This window comes from Streptomyces sp. NBC_01571, from assembly GCF_026339875.1.
Lineage (GTDB): Bacteria > Actinomycetota > Actinomycetes > Streptomycetales > Streptomycetaceae > Streptomyces.
The window spans coordinates 1,861,460-1,888,375 of the sequence record NZ_JAPEPZ010000001.1; the positions used below are offsets into that span (position 1 = coordinate 1,861,460).

Here is a 26,916-nt window from a genome sequence, read left to right on the forward strand (position 1 = left end):
AGGGCGGGGCGGCGATGATCGTTCCAGAGGCCGCTTCCTCTGTCGTGCGGCCGTGGAGGCGGTAGGACGTGTCGATGCGGCCGGTGGGGCTGTCGGAGGTCCCGGAGCAGACCGTGATGGTGGCCCGGGCGGCGTTCCCGAAGGGGAGCCTGGCGATACGGGTGCGGGACCGCCTCGCGGAGGTCTTCGCTGATGAGCCGTTCGCGGAGGCGTTCGGGGTGCGCGGGGCGCCGGGACTTCGCCGGGGGCGTTGTCGCTGGTGACGGTGTTGCAGTTCACGGAGGATCTGACGGACCGGCAAGCCGCGGCGATGGCGGTGCGGGCGATCGACTGGAAGTACGCGCTCGGGATGGAACTGACGGACATCGGCTTCGACGCCAGTGTGCTGTGCCGGTTCCGGGCACGGCTCGCGGACAACGGCATGGAACGGGTGGTCTTCGACCGGCTCCTGGAGCACTGTAAGGACGCCGGTCTGGTGGCGGCCGGGGGTAAGCAGCGAACCGACTCCACCCATGTGATCAGCGCGGTGCGGGACTTGAACCGCCTGGAGTTGGCCGGCGAGAGTGTGCGGGCGGCTCTGGAGGCCCTCGCGGTCGCGGCCCCGGCCTGGCTGGCCGGGCAGATCGACGTGACGGAGTTCGCCGAGCGGTACGGGCCCAGGATCGACGGCTGGAAGATGCCTCCCTCGCAGACCAGGCGCGATCGCCTCGCCCAGGTCTTCGGCCAGGACGCCCTCGCCCTGTGCCGGGCCGCTTGGGCTGCTGACGCCCCGGCGTGGATCCGTGAGATCGAGGCCGTGGCCCTGCTGCGGCAGGTCCTGGTGCAGACCTACATCATTCGCAGCGACGCCCGGGGACGGCAGGTGATCAGGAAGCGGGACGCCGACGACGGCGTCCCGCCCGGTCAACTCCGCCTGGCTTCCCCCTACGACGGGGACGCACGCTGGGCGGCCAAGGGTAACGATCTCTTCTGGTGCGGCTACAAGATCCATCTCACGGAAACCTGCACCACCGACACCGACACCGACACCGACGCGGACACCGGGACAGGGGTGATGCCGAACCTGATCACCGATGTGCACACCACCGACGCGACGGTGCCGGACGTGCAGGCGACCGCGCCGATCCAGCACAAGCTCACCGAGCACGGGGTGAATCCGGCCGAGCACTACCTCGACTCCGGCTACCCGTCGGCCGACCTGATCACCAAGGCCATGAAGCAGGGCGTCCACATGGTCACCCCGGTCCTCCTGGACCGCTCCGCGCAGGCCAAGGCCGACGCCGGCTTCGACAAGACCGCCTTCACCATCAACTGGAAGACCCGCCAGGTCCGCTGCCCCGCCGGCCGGACCAGCTCCCACTGGAACCCCGTCAAGCAGCATGGCAAGGACGCCATCGTGATCACCTTCAGCGTCCTGACCTGCCGCGAGTGCCCCTTCCAGCAGCAGTGCACCGCCTCGAAACTCGGACGCCGCATGCTCACCCTGCGGCCCGAGGAACTCCACGAGAACCTCGCCCGGGCCCGCGCCGAACAGAAGACCGACACCTGGAAGAACAAGTACACCCTGCGCGCCGGCGTCGAGGGCACCATCAACCGTGCGACACGAAGGCGCACGATACGAGTGAACTCACCGTTGGAGGTTCGATGTTGAAGGTGTAGTTCCGGACCAGTGTCCAGGGTCTGTCCTCACCCTGACGTGCGTCGCGGGTAACTGCGGGGTGCGGAGCTCAGGGGGTCAAGCCCAAGGGTGCCCATGCCATCTGGGGACCACAGGTGAAGGGGAAGGCTGGACGGGCGAACGATGAGTGAACCCCTGGTTGATGTCTCGTCAGGTATCAGCTCCGGACGATGGATCGCTTTGCCGGAGTCCAGGAACCGGCCGTTGAGAGGCGGCAAGCGGCGGCTGTAAGAGGTGAGTTGCAGTCGTAGGACACCGCTGTTCCCGGGGCATAGGGGGCGCCCATCCCAGTCGGATCTCGTACGTGTGCAACGCGGAAACCCCGTCGGGGTCCGGGGGCCGGTCATCCGGTGCCCGGTCGGCCGACCGCGAGGAGAGCTCAACTCCCTGGCGGGAACAGGAGGACCCAAGAAGCGAATGCCGGCGGCCGAAAGGTAGCGGGAAAGCGGGACACGATGACCGGCCCCTCCGCTGGTCGTCTCGTATAACCGGCCGGATACGGGCCGTTGCCTGGACCTGAAAGGGTGCTGACGTGGGTCTGGTGGGCCTGTGGAGTGCAAACGACCGAAGACGACGGAACCGAGGGACAAGTTGGACACCAAGGCGGTGAAGGAGGCCGGGGCGGCAGATGCCGCTCCGGTTGTCGTCGCGGCGGTGAACGGACCCGAGGGCGACGTCACCGACTGGCTGTCGATCGACTGGCAGCAAGTGGATGACGACGTACGGCGGCTGCGGCAGAGAATCTTCACGGCATCACAGGCAGGGGACCTGAAGAAGGTCCGCAACTTGCAGAAGCTAATGCTCCGTTCCCGCGCCAACGCACTGCACGCGGTGCGGCGGGTGACGGAGGTCAACGCTGGCCGCGAGACGGCGGGCGTCGACGGCAAGGTGGTGCTGACCGCGCCCGGCAAGGCCGAGGTGGCCGACTGGGTGCAGCACCGCTCCAGGTCGTGGACGGTCCGGCCCGTCAGACGGGTGTACGTGCCGAAGCCTGACGGGCGTCGGCGGCCGCTCGGTATTCCCGTGATCTTGGACCGCTGTCTTCAGGCTGTGGTCCTTGGGGCACTGGAGCCCGAGTGGGAAGCACGGTTCGAGCCGAGATCCTACGGATTTAGGCCCGGCCGTGGCTGCCATGACGCGATCGAGTCCATCTTTCTGACCTGCCGGGGCCCCAACCCTGGTCGGCCGTGGGTACTTGATGCGGACCTGGCGGCGGCATTCGACCGAATCGACCATGATCACTTGCTCCGGCAGCTCGGCACGTTTCCCGCACGGGAACTGGTCGCGCAGTGGCTGCGGGCCGGTGTGGTCGAGAACGGTCGGCTCACCGCGACCAGGAAGGGAACTCCCCAGGGCGGTGTGATCAGCCCCGCGCTGATGAACGTGGCTCTGCACGGAATGGAGGAGGCCGCCGGGGTGCGATATCACGCGAGCGGCATCCACGCCGGGACCGTGATGCGCAAGAGCCCCGTGCTGGTCAGGTACGCAGACGATCTGGTGGCGATGTGCTACAGCCGTGAGCAGGCCGAAGAAGTCAAGCAGCGGCTCGCCGCCTGGCTGGAACCCAGAGGGCTCGCCTTCAACGAGGACAAGACGCGCATCGTCCACCTCACTGAGGGCTTCTGCTTCCTGGGCTTCCACGTCCGGCTGTATCGCAACCGGAAACTGCTGATCAAACCCACCGGAAACTGCTGATCAAACCCAGCAAGGCGTCCGTGAAACGGATCCGGAAACGGCTCGCCGCCGAGATGTGGGACCTGCGCGGGTCCAACGCCGAGGCGGTGATCAGGACCCTGGCCCCGATCATTAGGGGCTGGTCCGCCTACTTCCGGATCGGGGTGTCCAGCCGGGTCTTCAGCTCGCTGGACTTCTATGTGTGGCAGCTCGCCTACAAGTGGGCCAAGCACGAACACGCGAACAAGCCGAGGGACTGGATCGTGCACCGCTATTTCGGAGCGTTCAACCCCCGCCGGGGTGACCGGTGGGTCTTCGGAGACCGCGGCAGTGGACGGTTCCTCCCCAAGTTCGCGTGGACGAAGATCGTCCGGCACCAGCTGGTCAAGCTCGGGGCGTCTCCGGACGACCCGGCACTGACCGAGTACTGGGCCCGGCGGCGCCGCAAAGAAGTGATCCCGCTGATCGACAAGACCGACTGGCAACTGCTCAACCGCCAGAACGGCCACTGTCCGCACTGCGGGACTCTCCTGCTGCACGCCGACCACCCGCCCACCAGCCCCACCGAGTGGGAGCAGTGGATACGGGCGACCCGCAAAGCGATCACCCGCAAGGCGATCGTCACCACCGGGCCGGGCAAGCCGGACGAACCACCCGCCCAACTCCTGCACGCCCACTGCCGACGACAGCTCATCGCCGACACCGGCAATGGGACCGTACTTCTGCCTGCCAGTGAGCCATAGGGCCTGCTTGAGCCGTGTGCGGGGCCAACCCGCCCGCACGGTTCTTAGGGGCGGCGGCGCGGCAACGCGCCGCCGCTACCCGACAGGCCCTCGACATCACCGGCATCCGCCGGGCCCGCTACCGCGGCCTGCCGAAAGTCCGCCTCCAACACGCCTTCTCCGCCACCGCACTCAACATCGTCAGACTCGACGCCCACTGGACCACCGGCCCCCTCGACCGCACCCGCCGCAGCAGCAGGCTCGAACAACTCAGCTACCGACTCTCCGCCTGAACGAATTACGCAGCAGAGTCCCCGACGCCATGCCAGGGGCCTGCCGATCAATAACTCGTCGATCTTGGTGGGGATTAGGGGAGGGTGGGGTCGTGCCCGGCGATCGCGGCGAGTTGGTGTGCTGTGGTCACGGTGATGGCGCCGGCCGGGATCTTGTGCCCGAGCGCGGTGAGCACGGGGGTGACCTCCTGGAGGGTCGCGCCGATTCTGCTCTTGGCCAGGCTGGTCGCCTCGGCGAGAACGGCGTTCGTCATGGACCAGCGCCTCTTGAGGAGGAAGACGACAAGCTGGTCGGAGACGGAGAGCCGTCTGCCGCCGGCGCCGGGGCCGCCGTCGGGGCGTTTCCCGGGCAGGAAGATCGGCGGGTGCTCGGCACACCAGGCTCGGTAGCGGACGGCGAGATCGTCGAAGGCGGCGGGCTCGAGTCCGGTGAGGCTGGGGTGCCGCAGCCAGATGGGGAGCTTGTCCCCGGTGGGGAAGCGTCCGAACTCGGCGCTGGGCGGGGGTGGTTCGGGAGCGAGCGGTTCGGGGCGCAACGTGTAGTTCCACGTGCCGTGCCACTCGTGCGGCGTCAGGGGCAGGCGCTCCATGACGGTGTCGGGGACGGTGATGCCGGTGGGGTAGGCGCCGGGGTCGAGCTCGGCGTGGACGGACAGCCCGCTGCGTGTCGTGGTCGCTCCGATGGTGCTGACGACGACTTCGTGGCTGGTCAGGGGCCTGCCACGCCAGTTGATGCTGATCTGCGAGAACAGCCTGTGCTCCATTTTGTTCCATTTCGATGTTCCCGGCGGAAAGTGACAGACAGTCACATCAAGGCCCGACTCGTAGGCGAAGTCCGCGAGTTCCTTCTTCCAGGCACGCACGCGGTAGCCGTTGGAGCCTCCGGCGTCGGCGGTGACCAACAGGCGAGAAGCGTGCGGGTAGCGGCGGCGCCCCTCACCGTTCCACCAGCGGCGCAAAGTGGCCACCGCGAAGGCAGAGGTGTCCCCGTCGCAGCCCACCGACACCCAGCCGGTATCCGCGCCGATGTCGTAGATCCCGTACGGCACCGCTTTCTGGGAACCCTTCTCGGGGAAGTCGTGCGCGCGGACCTGCACCGGCTGCCCGGCGCGATGCCACTCGCGTCCGATGACCGCGTAGTTGCCCAGCGTCTCCTTCTTCTTGGCATCCACGCTGATGACCGGCTGTCCATCGGCGAGGTACGCCGTGACCTGGTCGTTGATGTAGCGGAACTGGGCGTCCCGGTCCGGATGCCGGGCCCCCTCGGTGGTCCTCGAGGTGCCCTGCAGGGAGAAGCCCTCCGCCTTCAACAGCGCGGCCACCGTGTCCGAAGCGACCCGGTGCCCCCGGCGCGTCAGCTCGGCCGCCAGATTCCGGGTGGACTTCACCGTCCACAGCAGCGGAGATTCCGGGTCGCCGCGCTGGTCCGGCTCGACCAGCGCCAGCAACGCGGGCACCAGCCCCGGATCGGCCTCCCGCAAGGGCTTCCGACCCGCGCCCGGTGCCCGGACCCGGCCAGCGGGCTCCTCCGCGTGCTCCAGCTCCCGCTTCCCGCGCGACACCGTGGACTCCGCCACCCCAGCCGCTCCGGCCACCATGCGGATCCCGCCGTGGCCCAGAACGCGGGCCGCGGCGCCCAGCGTCAGGCGCTGCTGCCGCTCATCGAGATGCGGCAACAACAGCCCCAACACGTCCACCAGCTCTGCCTTCGTCCCCTCCGACACCCCCGCATCCTACGACCCAACAGCCCACGAAAACCGAAGAGTTATTGATCGGCAGGCCCCAGGGCCGCTTCAAGTTCCCGGTAGGAGCGAACTGTCGATGATGCACCAGATTCAGATGGCATGTTCCGGTGCGTCCCGGATCGCTCGGGTGGTCTTGGCAAAGTTGTCCCCTCTCGGCATCCGCAGCCTGCTGATGGCCAGGCTCCGCGGGGGGTGGACGATCTACACGATTCCGGAACTTGCAACCGCCCTGACGCCATGCTCATCTGCGCATTCAAGCGGGAGACCGCGCTCTGCGACCCCGGGCCAGGAGCAACAGCCCCACGGCAGTACGCCTGCCAATCCGGTTGCGGCAACACAGTTCGAACCGACTCCCATGCCCGGCAGCTGCGGGAACGGGCCGACGAGATCGACCAACTCGCGGCATACTCGCCCGGCCCGCTCGGCAAACGCTTGCGGCACAACGCTGACAAGCTCCGCACCATCGCCGACACACACGACGCTACCGCCCGACCTGCCGAGGCTGCCGCGTGAACCAACAGAACGAACGCACCCGCATCCGCGAGGCCATGGACCGGCTCTTGAACGGGCAGCCCACAGTCTCCAGCGGGAGTCTCACCATCGTCGCGCTCGCCGTCGAGGCTGACGTCCACCGCATGGCTCTCATGAAACGGCATGCCGATCTCAAGAACGAGTTCTACGAGCGCGTCCGCACCGAGACCAAGCAGATGCCGGAAAGCGAAAAGCGACTCCGCGAAACCGTCTCCAAACTGAAGAAGACTCCGGCCAATAAGGAAGCAGAGCTCCAGGAGCTTCGTCAGCAGGTGACCCTGCTGACCCTCGCCAGCGCAGTTCTCACCCGGGAGAAGGAATCCGAGAGCGAGCCTTCTCCCGTCGCGGACAACGTCGTCCCATTCCGACCACCGAACCGCTGACCACTCCGCCTACAGAGCCGCCCCGGCCACCGTCACACCGGGGCGGCTCCTCTGCGTCTGGCACGTTGGAGGATTCCGAGGTCGATACCTAGGGCGGCTGCGTGCTCGACGAAGTGCTTGCGGTAGCCGCCGTCGACCCAGATTTGCGAAGGCTGGGGTGGTCGGCGGCGGCCTGCTCCAGGAGGGTGCGGCCGGCGGTGGAGTCCTGGTCACCGCCGCCAGCGCCTCCGACACCGCGGCCGGTGTCACCTTACTCACCCGCATCGCCGCCGCCCACCCGCGCGTCACCAAGGTCTGGGTGGACGGCAGCTACCGCACCACCGCCATCGACCACGGCGCCCGCCTGGGCATCCACGTCCACCCCGTCTAACGCCCCGGGGCGCGTCAAGGGGTTCACGGTCATTCCCAGACGCTGGACGATCGAGAGGAGCATCGGGTGGCTCATGCACCACCGCCGACTCGCCCGCGACTACGAAACCCACCCGCACCGGTTCGAAGCCATGGTCCACTTCGCGATGATCGACCTCATGGCCCGCCGCCTCACCGGCGAAGCCACCCCCAACTAACGCGGAACCTGACCTGGGATCAAACACACCTCACAGGGCGAAACGCTCAGTCAGTCATCCGCGAGCGGATGTCGCCTCCGTCGGGTTCAGCGATGGTTCCTTGGCCGTCCGAAGCATCGTTCACGCTGCTGCGGGAGTCGTAGTAATGAACTCGCCAGGTGGCGTTGGAGTAGTTCCTACTGCCCCCGTAGACGTTGTCCCTGTTACCGGTCTCACAGTAGAGATAAAGCTCCTTGTTGTGGCTGTTGACCTCCAGCTTGATGCGGTCACCGGCGCGGATAGCCCGCTTGCCGCCGACGGTGAGATTGTCAGTGATGGTGACGTTGTTGCCGGGCAAGACGTTGATGTGGCTGTTGATTTTGAGCGGTTCGCCGTACGGGCCGCGGAGGTCGGCGATTCGGACGGTCCCTGTCCCGACGGCGTTGAGGTTGCCGTTGGCGGTGAGCGTGCCCCCGACGGTGACGTCGCCGATGGTCGTGATGCTGTTGTTGAAGGTGCTCGCCCCGGTGACGTTCAGGACCGCGTCGACCTTCAGGCCCGCGGGCTGGCTGACCCGCAGCGGGTTGCTGCCCGCGCCGCGCACCGATCCGGCGACCGTCAGGTCCTTGGCGGCGTTGGTGAGGCTGACGCTGTTGGCGAACGTACTCGCCCCGGTGACGTTCAGGGCCGCGTCGACCTTCAGGCCCGCGTTCTGGCTGACCCGCAGCGGGTTGCTGCCCGCGCCGCGCACCGATCCGGCGACTGTCAGGTCCTTGGCGGTGTTGCTGAGACTGACGCTGTCGGCGAATGTGGCCGGGCCCTGGACGGTGAGGTTCCTGACGACGAGGTCAGGAATGCGTACGGTGACCGCCGTGGTCAGGGTGTGGGTGAGGGTGACGCCGCCGGCTGTGACTTCGGCGCGGAGCATGAAGCCGGTGACGGTGGTCAGACCGCGCGGGGTGGGCCAGACACGTTCCTTGTCGAGGGAGACTCCGGCGGGGGTGTCGCCCCAGTGCATCGTGTACTTCGCGTCCGAGCCCTCCCAGCGGAGCACGGCGACCTCACCGTTCTCCACCATGATCTTCTCGGGCGCGAAATTCCGGAACACGAACCCGGCCGGGAACTTGTCCACCACGACCTCGGCGTCCTTGTTGGTGAAGCTCCCGTTCGTCCTTGACGAACTCTCGACGATGGCGATGGAGACCTGACCCGCCGTGCGGTTGACCGCGATGTTGGACAGGGTGAGGGTGACGATCTGCCCGGTGAACTGCACCGCGCGGGCCGGGGTGAAGGTGATGACCGCGAAGCCGCCGGAGACGGTGGGGGCGGACGGCGTCCAGCCGGTGCTGGCACCGGTCTTGATGTCGGCGCCCTCGGTGGTGAGGTGCTCGGCCCCCGCTCCGACCGGTACCCGGACGGTGATCTTGTTGCACCAGGCCGACGTGGTGATTCCGCCGCCGACATTGATGTTGACGGAGCCGTACTCGGTTTCCTCGGCGGAGCTCACCCGCAACGGCGTCGGGTCGGTCGACGGTTCGTACGGCAGCAGGTTGGTGGCGTTCACCATGACAACGCTCATGCAACAGCCCTTCTGTTAACGGAGGTTCAGGACTACTTCTCGGTCGCGTCGAGCAGCAGGTATCCATAGCGGGCCTCCGCCTGCGGATCCCCGAAGTGCGCCCCGGAATCAGCAGGAACGATCGGCAGCTCCACCCACTCGGTCTCCGACCCGCGCGGCTCGGCCCAGCTCCACGCTCCGTGCCACGACGCGGGCTGCGGCAGCACCACACCCGCCTCCGTCGGCTCCTCCCCCGCCCGTGCCCGCCGGGCTTCTTCGGCCTTGTCGACCCGCTCGGCCGCGAGCAGTGGGCCGAGCCGGAAGGACGCCCGGATCCGCCGCATCGCCTCGGACACCAGGTCGTCGGGCAGCTGGACCTTGGTCACCGGGAGGATGTCCGTGGTGGCATGCACCGCCGCGTACGGATCCATCAGCAGCGTCAGGTGGTGCGTCACCGGCTGGTCCGGGGTGCGCGCGGGCACGGCCAGGCCGTGGCCTTTGTCGATCGGGGTCAGGTAGCCCCCGCCGCCCTTCGGCATGACCGCGTGGAAGCGCTCGTACGAAGTCTCCTGGTCGGGTCCGGTCGCCCCGGCGAAGTATCCGATGAGGCCGTCGCCGAGCCGCTTCTCGTTGCCGAGCCGGACCGGCCAGCGGTAGCCGTCGTACTCCTCCTCGGACACCCCGAGCACCTGGTCCCAGCTCGGATTGCTCAGCAGCGGTCCTTCGAGCTCGACGCCCAGATCGGCGCGCACCAGGGCGAGCGGACGGCCGATGAGCCGTAGCGGGGAGCCGTCCTCCTGGGCCGCGTCGTCGTGGATGGTGTCGAGGGTCTGGTCGATGGTGTCGAGCAGACCGGTCAGTGCGGCGGCGGGTTTGTCCTTCAGGGTGCGGACGAACCGGGCCAGGTGCGGCATGGCGTCCTCGAACTCCGTGGCGTCGACGTCGGGATGGGGCGAGCCGGGGAGCGGTAGCCACACGCTGTCGTCCGCGCCGTCGATGTCCTTGACGACGCGGAGTTCGCCGAGACAGACGCCGTCGGGTCCGTGGACGACGAGGGTCTGGTCGAGATGGTTGAGCAGCAACCAGCCGGCCAGGGGGTTTTCCGTCGTGGCCGCGCGGGCCATCGGTGAGAGCCGCTGTCCGTCCATGGCACGTACGGTCTCCAGCCGCAGGCGGGCTCCCTGGAGGAGACGCGGGCCGAGCTGGACGAAGCGGGCCGTGCCGATGAGGTCCTCGTGCAGGACCTCATCAGGGGCAACGCTCTCCGCGAGGGTGAGGGAGACCTGTTCGTAGTTGCCGCTGTTGACGATGTCGTAGGTGCGGCCGAAGCGGTCGACGATGCGCAGGTCGTGAAAGGTGAACTGGCCGGCGCGGACGGGCTGGAACGGTGTTCCGGGGTCGTCGGCGGGCGGTTCGAGCGGGCCGCCTTCCGGGACGCTCTGGATGTCGCCGACGAGCCTGGCGGTGGCCTCGGGGACGTGCACGGTGGTCCTGGCGGCGCCGTCCTGCTGGACGAGCCAGTCGTGGAAGCCGTCGAGGCGCTGGGAGAGCATTCCGGGGTGGCCGAGTTCCTCGCGCAGGGCGAGGAGGCCTTCGGTGGGGGCGCCGGAGTAGGTGTCGAGGTAGCGGTCGATCTGCTTCTGCAGGACGAACGGCGCGCTCGGGGTGAGGAACGCCCGGTTCTTGAAGGTGAGCCAGCGCAGGTCGGCTTCGCCGCCGCCGGGCTGGGCTCCCCGGCCGGACCATTCGTAGCGGCTGCCGTTGAAGGTCCAGTAGGTGGTGTCGTCGGCCTGGAAGGGTGTGGGGCAGTACTTCAGTTCGTATTCGAGGTGCATGGGCAGCCAGGGCTGCCGCCACGGCGCGGTGTGCTCGGGGACGGGCCCGGTGACGGCGGCAGGGTCCTTCAGCGCCGCGTCGAGAGCGCCGGGGACCCGGGCCACCTGGTCCAGGAGGGCGAACTCCGCGAGGAGCGGGGCGCAGGCGTCGGGGAGTCCGGCCAGTCCCGGGCTGGGCGGAGTCGTGGGCCGGTCGTAGGTCGTGCCTCCGACGGTGATCCGGGTGATCAGGGCCTCGGGAAGGCGGCAGGGCAGCGGTGTGTCCCGGGTGAGGGGTTCCTTGGCGCCGGTGTCCTTGATGAGCACGACCGGGTCGGCGGGGCGGTAGTAGGACTCGCGGGCGGTGCGCTCCAGCTGGTAGCGCGGGTCGAGTCCGCGTTCGGTCGCGTACTTCCCGATGGCGGCCGCGAGTTCCTCCGGGATGCCGCCGGTGGGCAGTTGCCTCGACAGCACGAACTGTTCGTCGAGCAGAGCCTTGGTCCGCCCGGCCAGACTCGTCGCATCGCTCTCGTTGAGCTGGACATCAGCTGCGGCGTCGAACCCGGCGGGGTGCTCAGGGGTGAACGGGGGAACCGGCTTGTTGCGCAGCCACCAGATGTTCCACAGGCGCTGCTGGGAGCGGCGGAGCCTGGGCGTGAGGTCGTCGTACTGCCGTTGGACCTCGTTGAGTTCGGTCAGCCATCCGGGTTCCGGCGGCGGGGGCGGCAGCTCGTCGTCGCCTTCGACGGGGCGCGCGGTCACCTTCCACACGTAGCCGCCGTCGGAGCCGGAGAACCAGGAGTGATGGGTGAGGGTGTCAAGGTCCTCTTCGCCGTCGGCGGTGTCGAGTGTTTCGAGGGTGCCGTGGAAGAGCGAGCGTACGAGGTCTCCGGTGCGCGCGGACCGGGTCTGGCGGGCGGCCAGCCGGCTGAGGGCTTCGGCACTGCTGCTGCCCAGCGTGAGGATCTTGCTGAGCTCGATGTTGCTCGGTTTGTCGGACTCGTGGGTGCCGCCTTCGCGCTGCCAGTCGACTCCCAGCGCCGAGCCGCTGTAGAGGGTGCGGTCCAGGGCATCGGCGGCGGTGCCTTCGGGGGTGGCCCAGCCGAGGGCTTCGAGGAGGTCGGCCGTCCCGTCCGCGTCCGGCGGGAGCAGGCCGGGCACGGACGCGGCGCGGTTGAGGTAGTCGAGGGCGTCGTCGCTGTACCAGCCGACGACGAAGTAGCTCAGCGTCGCGTCGGGCGGGTAGTTGTCCAGGTCGCCTTTGAGGTCCTCAAGGGTGTCGTGGAGGGAGAACACGTCTTTGTTGTACGGCTGGTAGGCCGCGAAGCCGGGCAGTCCGGGCCCGGCCGCGGTCAGGTGCGGTTTCTGGGCGGGTGGTTCGGTCCACGGCGCCTGGGCGAGGTCGTGGCGGCGGCCGAGGAAGGTCAGCTCCAGCGGAGCGCCCGCCGGTGAATCGGGGTTCGGGTGCTTGTTGGTGCCGTAGATGTCGTTGCCGTCGGCGTCCTGGACCGGGCGGCTCTCAAGGTAGTCGCTCTGCACGATCCAGCCGACGGCCTTGCGGTCCGCCGCCGCCGCCGCTGTGGTGCTGTAGCGCACGACCAGCCAGCGGTTGGGGACAAAGGGGAAGGTCGTCTCCCCCGTTGTCTGGTCGTAGTGCCCGTTGGCCAGCGCTTCGGGCAGCTGCCACTGGACGTAGACACCTTCGCTGTCCGGGCCCATGGTCTCGGTGCCGACGCCGGGGGGCGGTTCCGCGCCCGTGCCCTCCTCGATCATGGCGTCGAAGTTCGGTGTCCACCGGTTGAACGTCTCGGCGGCGCGGGTCAGCCGGTTGACGACAAGGGCGTTCACCTTGACGGGGACGATCAGGTCCGTGGCGCTCATCAGGCGGTCTCCGTCCGGGCAGCGGTGCCGGTGGGGCTGAGGATTTCCTGTTCCAGCGGGGCGTTGACGAGTTCCAGGGCCAGTTGTCCGGGGTCCAGGTCGGTGAGCCCGAACTCCCGGGCCAGGGCGGGCACCAGGCCGCCGGTGCCGAACATCTGGAGCACCGCGGGTCCGGTGTCCGGGTCGGAGCGCAGGTGGAGGTCAAAGAGGCTGCCGGTGGCGGGGTAGAAGGTCTCCAGCGGGGTGCCGATCGGCGGGTCGGCGGCCAGGCTGCGCAGGCCGAGGCGGTTCCCGGTGTCGATGCCGTAGTGGATGCCCTGTCCCGGTTCGCGGATGACGACCTTGTCGGGAACGCCGTCCCAGAGGACGAGCAGGATCCTCTCGTCCGGTGTGGCGCGGCGCAGCTCGGTGAGGACGGTGCCGTCCTTGAGGTAGGCATTGACCTTGATGTCCGGCCAGGCGGGAATGAGTTCGGAGTGGATGAGCAGCCCGCCGGCGGCCCGCTTCGTGCTGCCCGACCGGGCGGTGGCCCGGTTGAGTTCGGGGGCGAGGCGGCTGTCGACGGAGGTGTGCACGCCGACGTCGGCGGCTCCGGCGACGAGCGCGTCCAGCCAGCCCTGGTCGAGGCGGAACATCCGCAGGGATTCCAGAGGAAGCATGCGCGGGTCGGGCACGAGGTGGTGAAACGGCACGCCCTGGAGCAGGCCGAGGCGGGCCTGCCAGGCGGCGATGGCCCCGGCGTTGCGTTCCGCGGTGGTCCGCAGCAGGGAGACAGCGCGTTCTTCTGCGAGCACGGACCTTGACTGTGTACGTGTCACTCTCGGCTGCGGCATCCTGCGTCCGGCGCCGTCCGGGAGCTGGGGGCTCTTGAGCCCGGTGCTGAGCCGCTCGCGGAAGCCGGCGGAGGCGAGTTCGCGCAGCGCGCCGAGGGCGGGCGGGGCATCCGGGTCGACCGAGGCGCGCTCCGGATCTCCGGCCAGCGCCATCAGCGTCGTCGCCCGGTTGGCGAGTTCGCGGCGGGCCCGGCCGACGGCGGTGGTGTATTCGGGGTCGGCCAGGCCGATGGTGCGACCGAGAGTCCAGGCGACGGCATAGCTGACGTCGAAGATCCCGTGCTCGGGCTCGTAGATGAGCGCGTGGTCGGAGGTGGTGTGCGGGCCGGGGCTGTGCTCGGTGGGCACGTCGAAAGCGGTGACCGGGGTGGCCGGGCCGCGGTACCAGGCGAAGGTGCGTTCACCGGAGAGGGCCAGCTGCGGAACGGCGGTGTAGCCGCGGGCAAGGCGGTCGCGGACGTAGTCGTCCTCGGGATCGTCGGTGACCGGTGCCGTCACCGGCAGCCGCAGGGCGAGCTCTTCCGGGTCCTCGGCACCAGGGGCGACGAGGTTCTCCAGCAGCGCTCCGGGGTCGGCGGCAGGCCCTTCGCTGCTGGTGAAGCTCCAGCTGTGCAGCGAGCACAGGCGAACGGCCGTGGTGCCGCCGGGCAGGGTGCCGGACAAGCGGCCCTCGAAGCCTTCGAGGGAGACGAGGTGGACGGCGTAGTTACCGGGGTTGTGAGGGAAGCGGTTGGCGTTGACGACAGCATACTCCCCTTCTACGAAGACTTCGCCGTCGGCCGCCCGGGGCTTGTTCGCGTCGACGACCTTGCGGACGTGGGCGAGGTAGTACATCTCGTCGTCGCGTGGGGCGATCGCGTTGAAGAGGTCTGCCGGGACGTCGATGGTCCGGCACTTGCTCCGGGCCTCGGCCTCGTCGACGCCGCCGGACGGCAGGTTCGGGCCCTTGACCCCCGCCTCGGCAGGGTTGCGGAGCTCCTCGACGGTGCGCAGCACGGTGTCCCCGGACGCGGCGGGGTCGTCGGGCAGTTCGTTCTCGCCGAAGACGAGCAGGGCGAGCCAGGGCGGGCGGGCCGGGGGCTGCTCGGCGCGGGTTCCGGCGAGGTTGCGTTCCCAGGGCAGGATCGACCGGCTGAGGGTGATGTGCGGCAGGGTCCTGGTGTAGGCGCCGGTGCTCTCGCGCGGCGGGTAGTGGGCGTGGACGGACGCTTCGCTGAGCACGAAGCGGACGGCCTTGATCTCGAAGGTCTCCTCGGACGGGAGCAGCTTGTCCTGGGCGTCCAGTTCGCCGCCGGGGTCGCTGAGGGTGTTCTTGACCACGACCCGGTAGTCGCCGGGGGTGGCACGCGGGATCAGGTGGTCGAGGAAGTGGATGCGCAGATCCGGTTCAGCGGGCACGGCCGGTCACCTCGTCGCGGTGGTGGTCAGGGGCGGGGTGGTCAGGCTGCGGCCGGCGAGTGCGGCGTAGCCGGTGAGCGGGCTGTCGGTGTCGGCGCCGGGTCCCGCGCCGAGCCGGGCGAGGGCGCTGAGCACGGCGGTGCGGCGGCCCCTGACGGTGGGGGCGGCGACGGTGTCGACGATGGTCCGGACGCTCTGGTCGTCGGGCCGCGGCTCGGGCCCGGCGGGGTCGGACACGCGCAGAGGCATGCGACCGTCAGGGAGTCCGTCGTACGAAAGCGCTTTTGAGGTGACGGGCCCGGTGTCGGTGCCGTAGTCCGGCTCGGGGAGGGTGATCCTCAGTCCGGTGAGGCGGTTTTCGAGCAGCTGGTCGCCGTCGAGCGCATCACCGGGTTTGGCCAGGGGCTTGCCCCACAGGCCGGGGGCGACCGTGCCGGTGACCGGCTTGACCACCCAGTGGTGGTCGGTGGGGTGGAAGGTCGTGCCGTCCTTGGTGATGGTGACCCGGTGGGCGGAGGTGACACCGGTCCTCCGCATGGGGCGGATGTCGATGGTCCCCTCGTCGGACTGCTTGATCAGCCGTTCGTTGATGTACAGGTGCGAGGCGGGGATGCCGGATTCGGTGGTGAAGGTGAATCCGGCCGAGGAGACGAGGGTCGGTTCCTTGGCGGCCGCACGCCGGGCGATCTCACCCTGATCGGCGTCGGCGAGCAGGCCCTCGTTGGGGATGACCCGGGCGGGTGCGGGGATCTGGGTGCGGAACTCGGGCCAGTCCACGGTGGGGGTGTTGTCGCGGGAGGAGCCGAAGCCGAAGCTGAAGGAGATGAACCAGAGTTTGACGGTGGCCCGGCCCCCGAAGGGCGGCAGCCACAGGTGGAGGTCGATGCCGACCTCGACGGAGATGCGGACCCGGACGAACCACACCTTGATGGTGGCCGCGACACCGATACTGATGCCGAGCCGGACATCGAGGTAGAAGGGTTTCCACTGGACCAGCACGTCGAGGTGTGCGGTGAACCACGCGGAGAAGATGCCCTTGTCGTAGACGGCGGCCAGGCGCCCGCCGAACATGAACGCGGCGGGGGTGATCGCGGCGTAGGCCTCGGCCCGCACGGTGATGTCACTGGCCGGCGACCACACGAACCCGAGGCGCTTGGGCCGGGGGTAGTGGGCGGGGACGTTGTAGTCGGGGTGGTAGCCGCCGAGGCTGATGGCGAAGTCCCCGGCGCGGCCGCCGCCGGTCCAGACGTAGACGGCGATGCCACCGGTGAGCTCGATGGACGGATCGAGCACATAGCTGCCGGGCAGCAGAGCCACGTCCATGGACAGGCAGTGCTCGGCGGAGCTGAAGCCGAGGCTCAGACCAATGTTCACCCTGGCGATGGCCCGGGCTTTCGGGTCGAGGGTGCGCGGCAGGCTGACGGAGGTGCGGCCGAGCAGCATGGCCTTGACGGAGTCGCCGAATTCGATGACGGCGAGGGCTTTGGTCTCGATGAAGCCGAAGCTGGTGAACTTCACTCCGGCGGCGATCCAGTACTGGCCCTCGGCGGGGCGGATCCAGCCGGTGGGTCCGGTGAGGGCCTTGAGCGCGTCTTCGGGGGTGTACGGCGTCGGGGCCGGCATGCCGGGCAGGGCCTGGGCCGCGTCCAGCCGTGCCACCAGAGGGAATTCGGCGATCTCGGCACCGGTGGGGACCTTCTTGAAGGAGCTGTTGATACCGAATCCGGCGGAGAAGCCGGTGACGGTGAAGGGCGGCGGGCCGAAGACGGAGGCGCCGCCGAGGAGGGAGATCTCGCCGTAGATGAAGACTGAGTGCCAGCCTTCGACGCTGCGTGCCCACACGGCCTGGGCACCGAGTTCCACCGCCATCGCCTGGACCAGGACCAGCCCGGCGAGTTCGAAGTCGAGGGCGGGGTCGTCGGGTGTCTTGTTGAGCAGGCCGCCCTTGAAACCGATGAGCCCGTCGGCGGCGGAGGCTTCGATGTTCATGCCGTGCAGGAAGGGCAGCAGCGGGAAGCCGCCGCTCATGCCGACGTAGAAGCCGAGTCCGGCGACCTGCCAGGTGAGAGAACCGATCGTGACCTGGCCCTGGAGCTCGATCAGCAAGCCTTTTTTGCGGTCGTAGCGGAAGACGATCGACGAGAGGTAGACCGGCCCGAACTGCTTGCCGATCACGAACTCGTATTCGAGCTTCGGCTTCTCCGGGCTCTCCGGAGCCGGTCCGAACTTCGGCGGGACGGTGATCACCAGTGCCGGCGTCGGATCGCCCATGACGGCGAGGTAGACCGCCGCACTCACGTTCTTGCCCAGCGGGACCCCTGCCGCCGCGTTCACCACGGGCAACTGCTGGAGCGGACCGAGGTTGTACTCCGTGACGACCCGGTTGATCTTGATGACGTCTTCGGCGCTGAGGTTCTCGGAGACGTACATGATCTGGAGCGCGGGCAGGGACAGCAGCCCGTTGCCGAGCATGGGTCCGACGACCGGCAGCCCGGAACCGTCCCAGTCCGTGCGGGCCCGGACCATGGCGACGGTGGTGGCCTTGGGTTTGCCGTCCTGGCCGGTGCGGCCGAGCGCCGTGGTCCGCAGTACCAGCAGTTCCACGGGGTTCGCGCCGGTGCCGTGGTCCACCGGCGCTTCGGCGGTGACCATCAGGTTGTCCGTCTTGCCCATCGGGTGCTGGTGCAGCTGGACCCGCTCCAGCCAGTCGACCAGCGGTCCGGGCAGTTCGACGCCGTACTCGCCGAGGGCTTCGAGCAGCGGGGTGATCAGCAGCGGCGGTCCGTCGAGGGGCTGGGCCGTGCCGATGGACTCCTTGCGCAGTTCGGCGCGGAACTCCAGCGGGTCGGCGACCGCCCCGCCGAGCTGGAAGCCCACCCAGGGCCCGGTGCCGGGGCACCGTCCGGCCGCGGCCGCGGCCTGTCCGGCGGCCAGCAGGACCCGCAGTGACCGGCCGCCGGACAGTCCGGACAGGTCGACGCGGGCGACGGCGGTCTGGAGCAGCCAGGTCGCCGGGCTCGCCTCGAAGAGCAGCGCGTCGACCGCCGTGCCGGTGGCGAAGAACCGGGCGCTGGCCGGCATCTCCTCACCGGCCAAAGTGACTTTGCCGGTCACCGTCAGAGCGGCGCTGTCGGCAGTCGCCTCAGTGAGGGTCAGAATGCCGCTGGGCAGGTGCTCCAGAGACTCGGCCTCGCCGGTCAGCCCGAGCCGCCCGGTGTCGAGCTCGAACGTACCGGCACCCCCTGCCGGGAACAGTGCAACCAGTTCGTTGACCGTCAGCGCCATGGGTGACCCCCGCCTGTGGACACGGTTGGGTGAGGCGCCCGCGGAAATGCGGGGCCCCTGTGCCGTTACGGAAAATAAAGTAGGCGTGGGGCACGGAAACATCAATACGGAACGTGCGTGTGGCACAGCCATCCGGCCATAATGTCCGGAAAACACCGACCAGGAACCTGGAAATGGTCACCTCTCGCCCGTCAAACGCGCTTTCATGTGCGGGGATTCAGGTATTTTACGGGCCGCCGAAAGCGGACACCTAATCGAAGGGCCATTCGGAGAATCGATTTAGCCGGCGCATTTGTAGACGACCGAGCCCGCTGCCCGCAGCCCGCTCCACTTCGCCATCCGCCGTCTCGACTGAATAGCCGAATCGCGGAATTCGGCCATGTGCCCCCAGGGCGACCCTGTTGCCCATTCGGTTACGCGGCGAGGCTGAGTTCGAGTCGGGCGAGGTGGCTGGTGTGGCGGCGGTCGAGTGGCCTGCCGTTCCACCAGGCGTTCAGGCGGATAAGGTTGAGGGCGACGGCGCTGTGGACGTGCTCGAGGTGGGTCTTGGCCAGGCCGCGGTAGCGGGCCCGGCGGCTGTCGGTTACGGCGATCGCTTGTCGCATGGTGCCCTCGACACCGGCGCGTAGGGCGTATGCGTCCTGCCAGTCCCGGTCGGCCTGTTCGGCGCGTGCGGTGCGCAGGGCCTCGGTCAGCGGGCGAGGGTTCAAGGTGAGCTGCCGGAAGCCCCGGCGGCTGGTGGTGCATAACTCGCGGACCGGGCAGGGGCCGCAGGTCGGCTTGGTGAAGGCGACCACGATCATCGGGTGGCCGTGCTGGGTGCACGGGCTCCAGGAGGAGCTGGTCTGTCCCTGGGGGCATGTGACCTGCTGGTACTTCCAGTCGATGGTGAACGCGTCGGCCTGGAAGCTCTGGGCGGCGCGGGTCTGGCGGGACTGGTCGAGCAGAACCGGGGTGATCAGCGTGATGCCGTAGGTCTTGCGGGACTTCACGATCAGTTCGGCGCTGGGGTAGCCGGAGTCGAGGTAGTGCTCGCCCGGAGGCAGGCCGCGGCGCTGAAGCTGCTGGTGGATGCCGTCCAGGGCCTTGGTGTCGGGGACGGTGGAGGCGGTGGTGGCCACGTTCGTGATCAGGTTCGGGGCGGTGCGCTCCTTCTCGGGCGCATCCGTGCAGCTCTCACTCACATGCAGCTTGAACCCGTTCCAGAAGGTGTCGCGCTTGGCGGACCAGCGGGCGTCGAGGTCGTAGGGGGAAGCGATGCGCAGATGGCCGGGCGGCAGCCCGTCACCGCCCTCCTCGGTCCTGGTGCGGCGGGCCACCGCCTCGCGTCCGTTCTGCGCGGTGGTGCGGGTGTAGTTCTGCAGCAGCACGGTGCGCAGGGTCTGCACCGCGGGCAGCTCGCGCAGCCAGGGTTCGGAGCGCGGATCGTAGACGGAGCTGAGCAGGGCGAGGCCGTCGCGGGCGTAGGTCAGCGCGAGCTGGTCGCGCTTGGTGGCGGAGGAGGGCATGCGCCAGGTGTCGATGCGGGTGTCGTAGCGACGCGACCAGCCGGGCACGTCCAGCACGCCGGCGACCCAGTGCGGGGCCGCCACCGTCAACGCCTCCACTGCCGCGCGTACCGACTCACCCGCCAGCTCCAGGCGGTTCAGGTCCCGCACCGCGGAGACGATACGGGTGGAGTCGGTGCGCTGCTTGCCCCCGGCCCCGACCAGACCCTGCGCTTTCAGACGGGTCAGCAGCAGGTCCAGGACCTTCTCCTCCAGACCGTGCTCAACTACCCGAGTGCGGAACTGGGACAGCACGGTGAAGTCGAAGCCGGTGTCTTCCAGCCCCAGCCCCAACGCGTAGGCCCACGAGAGCCGGTCACGCACCGCCTCAGCGGCCTGGCGGTCCGTCAAGTTCTCCGCCATCTGGAACACCGTCACCAACGCCAGGCGCCCCGGAGACCAACCCGCCGGCCCCGTCTTGCCGAATGCAGCCGCGAACTCCTCGTCCGGGAACAGTTCCCCGAGCCGGTCGCGCACCGCCACCGGCAACGGCACCGCGCGTCCGTAGTTCTTCGCCCGGACCGCCCGCGTCACCACGGGATCCGGCTCCGGCCACGACCGCGGCTCCAACGACACGACCACTCCCACCCCGCGACCGGGGATCAGGAAGGAACCGGCCGCAGCACCAACCGTGCCAGCACAATCAAGCCGCTGTCAGCCCACAACCCGAATGGGCAACAGGGTCCAGGGCAGCGTCAAAGTCAGTTGATCAGGTAGCGGGGCAGTCCAGACCGACGAGCGGATGATCCGACCGGGAACGCTCGGTTTGGACGTGCTCCTCCGCTTCGGGGACCGCGGGTGGCAGAACTGCGTGGACCCAGGCGAGCGGGGCCGCCTGGTCGCCCTTGGCCGACAGGGCGCAGTCGGCGTGACGCTGTTCCAGCAGGTAGACGACGGTGCCGCGCAGGTGGTGGGCGGGGTCGACGTTCTGGAACCTCCGTCGGGGTGCTGCTACAGGTCAAACTCCAGGTGCTCGATGCCCGTGAACCGGAACCTCGTCCACGCTGTCAGCACTACCTTGGGTGCGAGAGATGCGACAGGCGCGTGGGAGGTAAGTAGCCCGCAGCGAACCGTGCCTGACAGGCATCTACTGATTGATCAGGGGTTCTGCAGTACTCGACTTTCGACGTTTTCGCGGGTCGCTCTGGCGAGTGTGGCTGTTGGCGTTTGGGTCCTGCGGTCTTGGCGGCGGTCGTAGGGTGAGGCTGTGGATGAGCGGCTTGTAGAGCAGGTACGGCAACTGGACCAGCAGGGTCGGTCGGTGAAGGCGATTGCCAGGACGTTGGGGGTGGGCGTCAGGGATGTTGGCGGGGTGCTCAACGGTGCCGTGCAGGTCTCGGCGTCGGTGCGTGACGAGCCGCGTTGCTGGGTGAACGCCGGCTGGAGCCGCAGCGTGGATCTTGAGGGCGCGCCGCAGTGGGCGGCCTTGGACCCTGGGGCTTCTGACGCCGAGGAGGTGCGTGGCCTTGTCGCCGTGCTCGTCGCCGCGGACAGTACGCGCTCCGCGAAGGCGCAGGTCGCCGGGTTCCTGCTGGATGTGTGGTGTCTGGGGGTGAAGAACGCGCTTGCCCCGGAGTCGATGGGCGAGAGGCAACTGAGCGGGCACCGGGCGGTTTACTTCGGCGCCTTCGAGGGGCATGTGCCGGTTCCTGCCGAGCTTGCCCGCGCCCTGGTGTTCGGTGCCGCCGCCTACGCTCGCGGCCTCGGGTTCGATCCCGAGGCGGACTTCGAGGCCGCCGCCGCTGTCCTCGGTGAGCCCGCCGGTCCCTGCCCGATCCGCTTCGGCCGCGATGGCAAGCCCTTCTACGTCAACGGCCCCTATGACGATCCCGAGGCGGTGGCGCGGACGTTGCGGCGCGCCGTAGGTGACGACGGCTTCCACTGTGCCATTGCCTTCCCCGAGCAGCCGCGGCGTCGGTTGTCCTGGTCGCGCCGGTAGGCCGGACCCCGGGGCGGGGGAGCCCGGTGGCTATCACCTTGACGGGTGAGGCACCGGGTGTCCGGGCCCGTGGTGGGCGGGGCCGCGGCAGCATCGGTGGTGTGGCGACCGCGCCCGGGGAGGGATACCTGCGATGCCGACTGTGCCCGCTTCGCTGTTCGCCGTACTGGAGTTGGTACGGGGCAACTTCACCGCGCCGACGTTTCGAACCTTCACGGCGCTGGTCACGGGTCTGATCGCGCAGACCGGGCGGTGCACGGTGACCGGGATGCTCACCGGTGTCGGGTTGACGCGCGCATGGTCCCACGACCGCGCCCACACCTTCTTCTCCCGCGCCCCGTGGAACCCGGACATCCTGGGCATCTCCCTGTCCCACCTGGTCGTGCGCCAACTCCTGCCCGCAGGTGCGGTGTTGACGGTGGCGGTGGACGACACGCTGTTCAAGCGGCGCGGGAAGAAGGTCTTCGGTGCGGCCTGGCAGCACGACGGCGCGGCCACCGGACCCCGGGGTGTCGGGCGCGGGACCTGCTTCGTCGTCATCGGCCTGGTCGTCGACCTGCCCTTCCTGGCCCGGCCGGTGTGCCTTCCTGTCATGGCCCGGCTGTGGCGACCCGGGCAGGAAGGCAGCAAAGTCGACATCGCCGCGTCCATGATCCGCCTGCTGGCCGCCTGCCACCACGGCCGGCGCGTTCATGTCGTCGCGGACGCCGCCTACCACGGCAAAGCCTTACGCGATCTGCCCGCGACCTGCACCTTCACCACCCGACTGCCCGCACCCTCGGTCCTGTTCGCCCAGGCCCCGCCCAGGACCGGCAAACGCGGGCGCCCCGCGCTCAAGGGCGCGCGACTGGGCACGCCCGCCCAGCTCGCGGCCACCGCCGACTTCGCTCCCGTACAGGTCACGCGCTACCAACGTACCGAGCAGGTGCATCTGGCCGAGGTCACCTGCCTGTGGTACGGCTCCTTCCACACCCGCACCGTGCGCGTGATCCTGCTCCGCGACGACACCACCGACACCGGCTACGACCTGGCCCTGGTCACCACCGACCTGACCAGCAGCCCGGCCGAGCTGATCACCCGTTACGCGCGGCGCTGGTCGATCGAGGTCACCTTCGCCGAGGCCCGCGGCCTGCTCGGAGCCGGCCAGGCCCACAACCGCACCCGGGCCGCGGTGGAACGCACCGTGCCCTTCGCCCTGTACTGCTACACGATCACGGTCGTCTGGTACGCACTGCACGGCCACCAGCCCGGCGACGTGGCCGAGCACCGCGAGCGCGCCCCCTGGTACACCACCAAGACCGACCCGTCACTGTCCGACATGGTCGCCAAGCTCCGACGGGTGATCATCGCCGCCCGATTTATGCCCACCCGCCCAGGTCAGCCCACCGAGCAGGAAATCCGCACCGTCCAGCAGGCATGGGCCGCGGCCAGCACCGACGCCGCCGCGTGACTCCCCGAGCCTGTCAGAACGTCGAAAGTCGAGTGCAGTATCCGCGGCGATCAACCGGCCGTTCTCGACCATCAGCCGCTGGTTGACGTTACGGAGTGCCTGCATGGCAGTCTCTGCTTGACGGCCGGTTGCGAGTGCTGCGTCTCGTTGCGCGCGCAGTTCCTCCATCTCCGAGTCCCGCGGCGAGGGGGCGTTCATGCCGTCGCGGAGGCGGGCACCTAGGTCGTTGGCGCGTAGCGTACGTAGCTCGTTCTGGATCTCGTGAAGGGTCCGTTGCAGGGCGGCGTTCTGTTCCAACAGCATGCGGTTTTCGACTTCGAGTGCTGTCTCCTTACGGGCGGTTGCAGTTGCCGCAGCTCGTGACGGGTCCTGAGCGAGATGGGCGCGGACGGCCTCGGCTGCGACTTTAGCCTCGATCGTTCATGAGCCCGGATCCACCGGCCTACTTCGTGAGTGATCGTTTTCGGTGATCGGGGCGATGCGTCTGGCGGCGGGCATGGGGTGGCCGCTGGTCTGCCCAGCTTTTCCACATGTCGACAGCTCTCGGGCCCCGGCGGGCGGGTTGGATACGACCTGGTCAGGCTGATTGGGGCGGGGTATGCACGGCGTGGAAGAGGGCTTCGAAGGCGTCGTGCCAGGGCCAGTGTTCCGGCAGGTGCAGGGTGAGCCGCCGGGCCGAACGGGCCAGCCGGGCGGGCACGTTGATGAGGTGGTCGCGGATGGTCGCGCATGTCGCGCGGGTGTGGACGGTGCCGGCGAGCGTCCCGCAGGCGCGGGTCAGGTTGAAGGCGAGGGCGGCCAGCGCGAGCCAGGCCGCGTTCGCCTGGAAGTTGCCCGAGGGGGCGTGCGCGAACGGTCCGTTCTTCAGCTCACAGATCACCTGTTCCACGATCGCGTGCTGCCGGTGGTCACGCTCGGCGTCGATGAGCGGCAGCGTGCTGTCGGTGAATGCGGCGTGGTAGCGCCAGGTGGTGAACAGCTCACCCTGGCCCTCGGGCACCGCCGCCGGGTTGAGCCGTTTCACGCGGCGCACGATGAGGCGGGCGGTGACCTGCTGCTTCTTCGGTTTCGAGGTGAAGGCGGTGTAGGGGATCTCGGCGATTTCGGCGTCCGATATCCAGCGTTCCTCCTCATCGTCCCAGACCGCCTGGGGATACTTGATCGCTCTCCAGGCCGTCTCGTCGATGGCGGCGATGGCCTGCTTGATGGAGGCGTTCATCCGCACGGTGACCGAGAAGCGGGCGCCGGCGGCCCGGCAGGCGGCGATCACCTCGGCGGCGTAGTAGGCCGAGTCGGCCCGCACGATCAGCATGCCCCTCGCACCTGATGCGCGGGCGGTGCGGATCGCCTCGGCGGCGAACGACCCGGCTCCGCGCACCGAGTTCACGCTGCCCTTGCGCAGCCGCGTTGCGGCGATCACCGGGGCGGCCAGCGGCGTGCACAGTGTCGCGATCAGCGCGTTCAGGCCCTTGACCGTGTTGTAGCCGTAGCCCACGCCCTGCTTGGCATAGCCGTGGACTGGCTTGATCGTGTCGTCCAGATCGAGGTAGGCGACCGTTCCCACGCCGGGCAGCAGCGGAGTGCGCGAGGCCAGCCGGGGCAGGAACCGTCGGGCCACGGCGGCCAGTTGGCGGACATGCCCGTGGGTGAAAGAGCGCAGGAAGCTGCCCAGCGTGGACGGGGCGCGCACCCCGGTGAACAGTCGCCGCATCGCGCCGTGCCGCAGCCGGTCCATGTCGTCGATGCTGTCCGCGCCCGCGGCCATGCCCGCGATCAGCGCCATCGCCTTGGCGGACGGGAAAGCGCCGGTGCCGTTCTTCGAGGCCGGCAGCCGCACCAGTTCGCCGATCAGACCCGGCAACCCGCACCGCTCGGCCAGGCGCACCAGCGGCGCGAGCCCGCCGTACGCGACCAGATTCGGATCATCGAACCGTGCGGAGACCTTCGCCGCGGCATGGGAAGATTGCATCTCAGAAGTGCCTTGCTGATCGTGCGTGCTGGAAGCCTAGAGAACTCCCATCATCGCAGGTCACAAGGCACTTCCTCGTTCCCGGCGGTATCACGGCCGGACATCAACCGGTGGATCCAGGATGAGTCCTCGTCGGTTCGCTGACGGGGACTCTGTGCTTGCGAGGTGCGGAATTTCGTGGGCTGGGGCAGGTTGGCGGCCCGGCTGTCGCGTCGGGTGGGCGCCGGGGTTCCACGGCTCCGGGATGTTGCTGTGGCTCGTCGGGACGGTCGGAGTCACTGGTCAGCCGGGGTTCGGCAGGGCTGCGAGTCGCTGGACCGCGTGGGTGATCACATCCGTCCAGGGCCATCGGGCGGTGAAGCGGAGCCAGCGGCGGCGGCCGGTGGTGACCAGCTGAGCGGCGGCAGAGAACAGGCGCAGGCGAAGCCGTTTGGGCTCCCAGCGGCGGCTTTCTGCAGTCAGGGCGAGCATCGGCATCCAGACGAGGAGGTCGAGTGCGATCTGGACGATCTCCAGCCAGATCCGGTTCTGGGCGGTGTCGTGCAGGGGCAGGTTGCGCAGGCCGGTGTCGCGGGCGTTTCGGATGCGGTCCTCGCAGCGGGCCCGGCGGCGGTGACGTAGTTCCAGGTCGGCGAGCTGGCCGCCTTGGGTGTTGGTCGCGAAGCAGGTGAGTCGTAGTCCGTCGAGGTCGGTGAATCGCAACTGGGCGCCGGGGTGCGGTCGTTCTTTGCGGACGATCAGCCGCATACCCTTGGGCCACGTGCTCAGGTCGGGGATGTCGGTGATCTCCGCGACCCAGGCGCCGGGCCGCTCGGTGCCGTCGGCGTCGTAGCCCGGCGTCCATGCCTTCTTCGGAATCTTCAGGACGGCCTGGTGGATGGCGTCGGTAATGGTCATTCCGACGGAATACGACAGCCACCGGCCCCGGCGGGAGAGCCAGTCGAGGAAGGCATGGGTCCCGCCGGCGGAGTCGGTGCGGATCAGCGTCTTCCGGCCCCGCCGCAGGTGCTTGGGGAGTTGGGCCAGGGCGAGTTGGGCTGTTTCGATGTGATCGCTCGCGGTGTTGGAGCCGGCGTTGCCGGGCCGCAGCAGCGCGGCGACCGGCTCTCCGGAACCGGCCTGGCCGTGGTCGACGAACGCGACGAGCGGATGATGACCGAAGGTTTTCTTCCAGGTCGCGGTGGCGTCCTGCTTCTCGGAGTGCGCGAGGACCAGCACGCCGTCGATGTCCACGATCACGTGACCGTCGGCGGCCGGACTTCTCACCCCGGCCAGTTCCCAGACCCGCGACCGTACTTCTGCCCGCGCCGACCGGATCGCGGTGAGCGCCTTCGGCCCGGCTGCGGCGAGGACGTCGATGAGCCGGGAGACCGTGGGATCGGATGCCACCGGGCCGAACACGTCGGGCTCGGACCGCAACATGGCGACATCGGCGAGGCAGTCCCCGCCCAGAGCCGTCGCGAGCGCGACATCCAGCAGGACCTTGCCCGGGTCGTGCACTGTCCGCGGCTTGCGCCACGGCGCCAGCGCCGCCGATATCGCGGTGTCCAGGCCGGACTTGCGGACCGACTCGACCAGCAGCACCGCCCCGGCCTGCGAGACCACCCCACCGCCACCGCCCTCGACGCGGACACGCGGGTACAACCCGATACGCTTGCTCACCTGGAGAGT

16 protein-coding genes and 2 pseudogenes are annotated in these 26,916 nt (G+C 68.9%); 9 read left to right on the forward strand and 9 right to left on the reverse strand.

From position 1 onward, the window contains the following. Window positions 1–68: 68 nt before the first annotated feature. The 5 genes from OHB41_RS08265 to OHB41_RS08280 all read left to right on the forward strand — a co-directional run bounded on the left by OHB41_RS08265 (window position 69) and on the right by OHB41_RS08280 (window position 4,367). Window positions 69–263, forward strand: a complete 195-nt coding sequence (locus tag OHB41_RS08265; RefSeq protein ID WP_266697300.1) for a hypothetical protein — start codon at window positions 69–71, stop codon at window positions 261–263. Beyond that, a complete protein-coding gene (locus OHB41_RS08270; RefSeq protein WP_266697301.1) occupies window positions 260–1,651 on the forward strand; it encodes a transposase in 1,392 nt (463 codons plus the stop codon). Before OHB41_RS08265 ends, OHB41_RS08270 begins: the two co-directional genes overlap by 4 nt. Before the next feature lie 576 nt (window positions 1,652–2,227). Then, window positions 2,228–3,373 (forward strand): reverse transcriptase domain-containing protein, encoded by a 1,146-nt coding sequence (locus OHB41_RS51995; RefSeq protein WP_323138361.1) that lies wholly within the window; start codon window positions 2,228–2,230, stop codon window positions 3,371–3,373. A 20-nt stretch (window positions 3,374–3,393) separates the two neighbouring features. Further along, entirely contained in the window at window positions 3,394–4,095 is a 702-nt protein-coding gene (locus OHB41_RS52000; protein WP_323138362.1) for a group II intron maturase-specific domain-containing protein, read from the forward strand. Between the two features lie 14 nt (window positions 4,096–4,109). Continuing rightward, on the forward strand, window positions 4,110–4,367 hold the full coding sequence (locus OHB41_RS08280; protein ID WP_266697302.1) for a hypothetical protein: 258 nt from the start codon (window positions 4,110–4,112) through the stop codon (window positions 4,365–4,367). A 74-nt stretch (window positions 4,368–4,441) separates the two neighbouring features. Here OHB41_RS08280 and OHB41_RS08285 read toward each other — a convergent pair whose 3' ends face one another. Next, window positions 4,442–6,064: an ISAzo13 family transposase gene (locus OHB41_RS08285; protein WP_266705742.1), complete on the reverse strand. Its 1,623-nt coding sequence runs from the start codon at window positions 6,062–6,064 to the stop codon at window positions 4,442–4,444. 596 nt (window positions 6,065–6,660) lie between these two features. Between OHB41_RS08285 and OHB41_RS08290 the strand changes: the two genes are divergently transcribed. Then, a complete protein-coding gene (locus OHB41_RS08290; RefSeq protein ID WP_526025036.1) occupies window positions 6,661–7,026 on the forward strand; it encodes a hypothetical protein in 366 nt (121 codons plus the stop codon). A 62-nt stretch (window positions 7,027–7,088) separates the two neighbouring features. On the opposite strand, the pseudogene OHB41_RS52005 reads toward OHB41_RS08290, so the two are convergent. Continuing rightward, window positions 7,089–7,234: pseudogene (locus OHB41_RS52005) on the reverse strand (IS5 family transposase); the annotation flags it as partial. Between OHB41_RS52005 and OHB41_RS08295 the strand changes: the two are divergent. Beyond that, window positions 7,229–7,592: pseudogene (locus OHB41_RS08295) on the forward strand (transposase); the annotation flags it as partial. The pseudogenes OHB41_RS52005 and OHB41_RS08295 overlap by 6 nt on opposite strands. Before the next feature lie 46 nt (window positions 7,593–7,638). On the opposite strand, the gene OHB41_RS08300 reads toward OHB41_RS08295, so the two are convergent. From OHB41_RS08300 to OHB41_RS08320, 5 genes are all read right to left on the reverse strand, one after another. Continuing rightward, complete coding sequence (locus tag OHB41_RS08300) at window positions 7,639–9,150, reverse strand: hypothetical protein (RefSeq protein WP_266697304.1); 1,512 nt, start codon at window positions 9,148–9,150, stop codon at window positions 7,639–7,641. 32 nt (window positions 9,151–9,182) lie between these two features. Next, window positions 9,183–12,824 (reverse strand): hypothetical protein, encoded by a 3,642-nt coding sequence (locus OHB41_RS08305; RefSeq protein WP_266697305.1) that lies wholly within the window; start codon window positions 12,822–12,824, stop codon window positions 9,183–9,185. After that, window positions 12,824–15,055 carry a hypothetical protein gene (locus tag OHB41_RS08310; protein WP_266697306.1) on the reverse strand — a complete coding sequence of 744 codons (2,232 nt, stop codon included), beginning with the start codon at window positions 15,053–15,055 and terminating at the stop codon, window positions 12,824–12,826. The genes OHB41_RS08305 and OHB41_RS08310 overlap by 1 nt, the downstream gene beginning before the upstream one ends. A 6-nt stretch (window positions 15,056–15,061) precedes the next feature. Beyond that, window positions 15,062–18,340, reverse strand: a complete 3,279-nt coding sequence (locus tag OHB41_RS08315; RefSeq protein WP_266697307.1) for a DUF6603 domain-containing protein — start codon at window positions 18,338–18,340, stop codon at window positions 15,062–15,064. A gap of 413 nt (window positions 18,341–18,753) precedes the next feature. Next, complete coding sequence (locus OHB41_RS08320; protein WP_266697308.1) at window positions 18,754–20,463, reverse strand: IS1182 family transposase; 1,710 nt, start codon at window positions 20,461–20,463, stop codon at window positions 18,754–18,756. A 631-nt stretch (window positions 20,464–21,094) separates the two neighbouring features. On the opposite strand from OHB41_RS08320, the gene OHB41_RS08325 reads away from it, so the two are divergent. Both OHB41_RS08325 and OHB41_RS08330 read left to right on the forward strand, forming a co-directional pair. After that, window positions 21,095–21,826, forward strand: a complete 732-nt coding sequence (locus OHB41_RS08325; RefSeq protein ID WP_266697309.1) for a hypothetical protein — start codon at window positions 21,095–21,097, stop codon at window positions 21,824–21,826. 133 nt (window positions 21,827–21,959) lie between these two features. Next, entirely contained in the window at window positions 21,960–23,276 is a 1,317-nt protein-coding gene (locus tag OHB41_RS08330) for an IS701 family transposase (RefSeq protein ID WP_266697310.1), read from the forward strand. A gap of 577 nt (window positions 23,277–23,853) precedes the next feature. On the opposite strand, the gene OHB41_RS08335 is transcribed toward OHB41_RS08330, so the two are convergent. Both OHB41_RS08335 and OHB41_RS08340 read right to left on the reverse strand, forming a co-directional pair. Then, the gene (locus OHB41_RS08335; protein ID WP_266697311.1) at window positions 23,854–25,245 is read right to left on the reverse strand and encodes an IS1380 family transposase; all 1,392 of its coding nucleotides are present in this window, start codon (window positions 25,243–25,245) and stop codon (window positions 23,854–23,856) included. A 282-nt stretch (window positions 25,246–25,527) separates the two neighbouring features. Next, window positions 25,528–26,907: an IS1380 family transposase gene (locus tag OHB41_RS08340; protein ID WP_266697312.1), complete on the reverse strand. Its 1,380-nt coding sequence runs from the start codon at window positions 26,905–26,907 to the stop codon at window positions 25,528–25,530. Window positions 26,908–26,916: the final 9 nt, after the last annotated feature.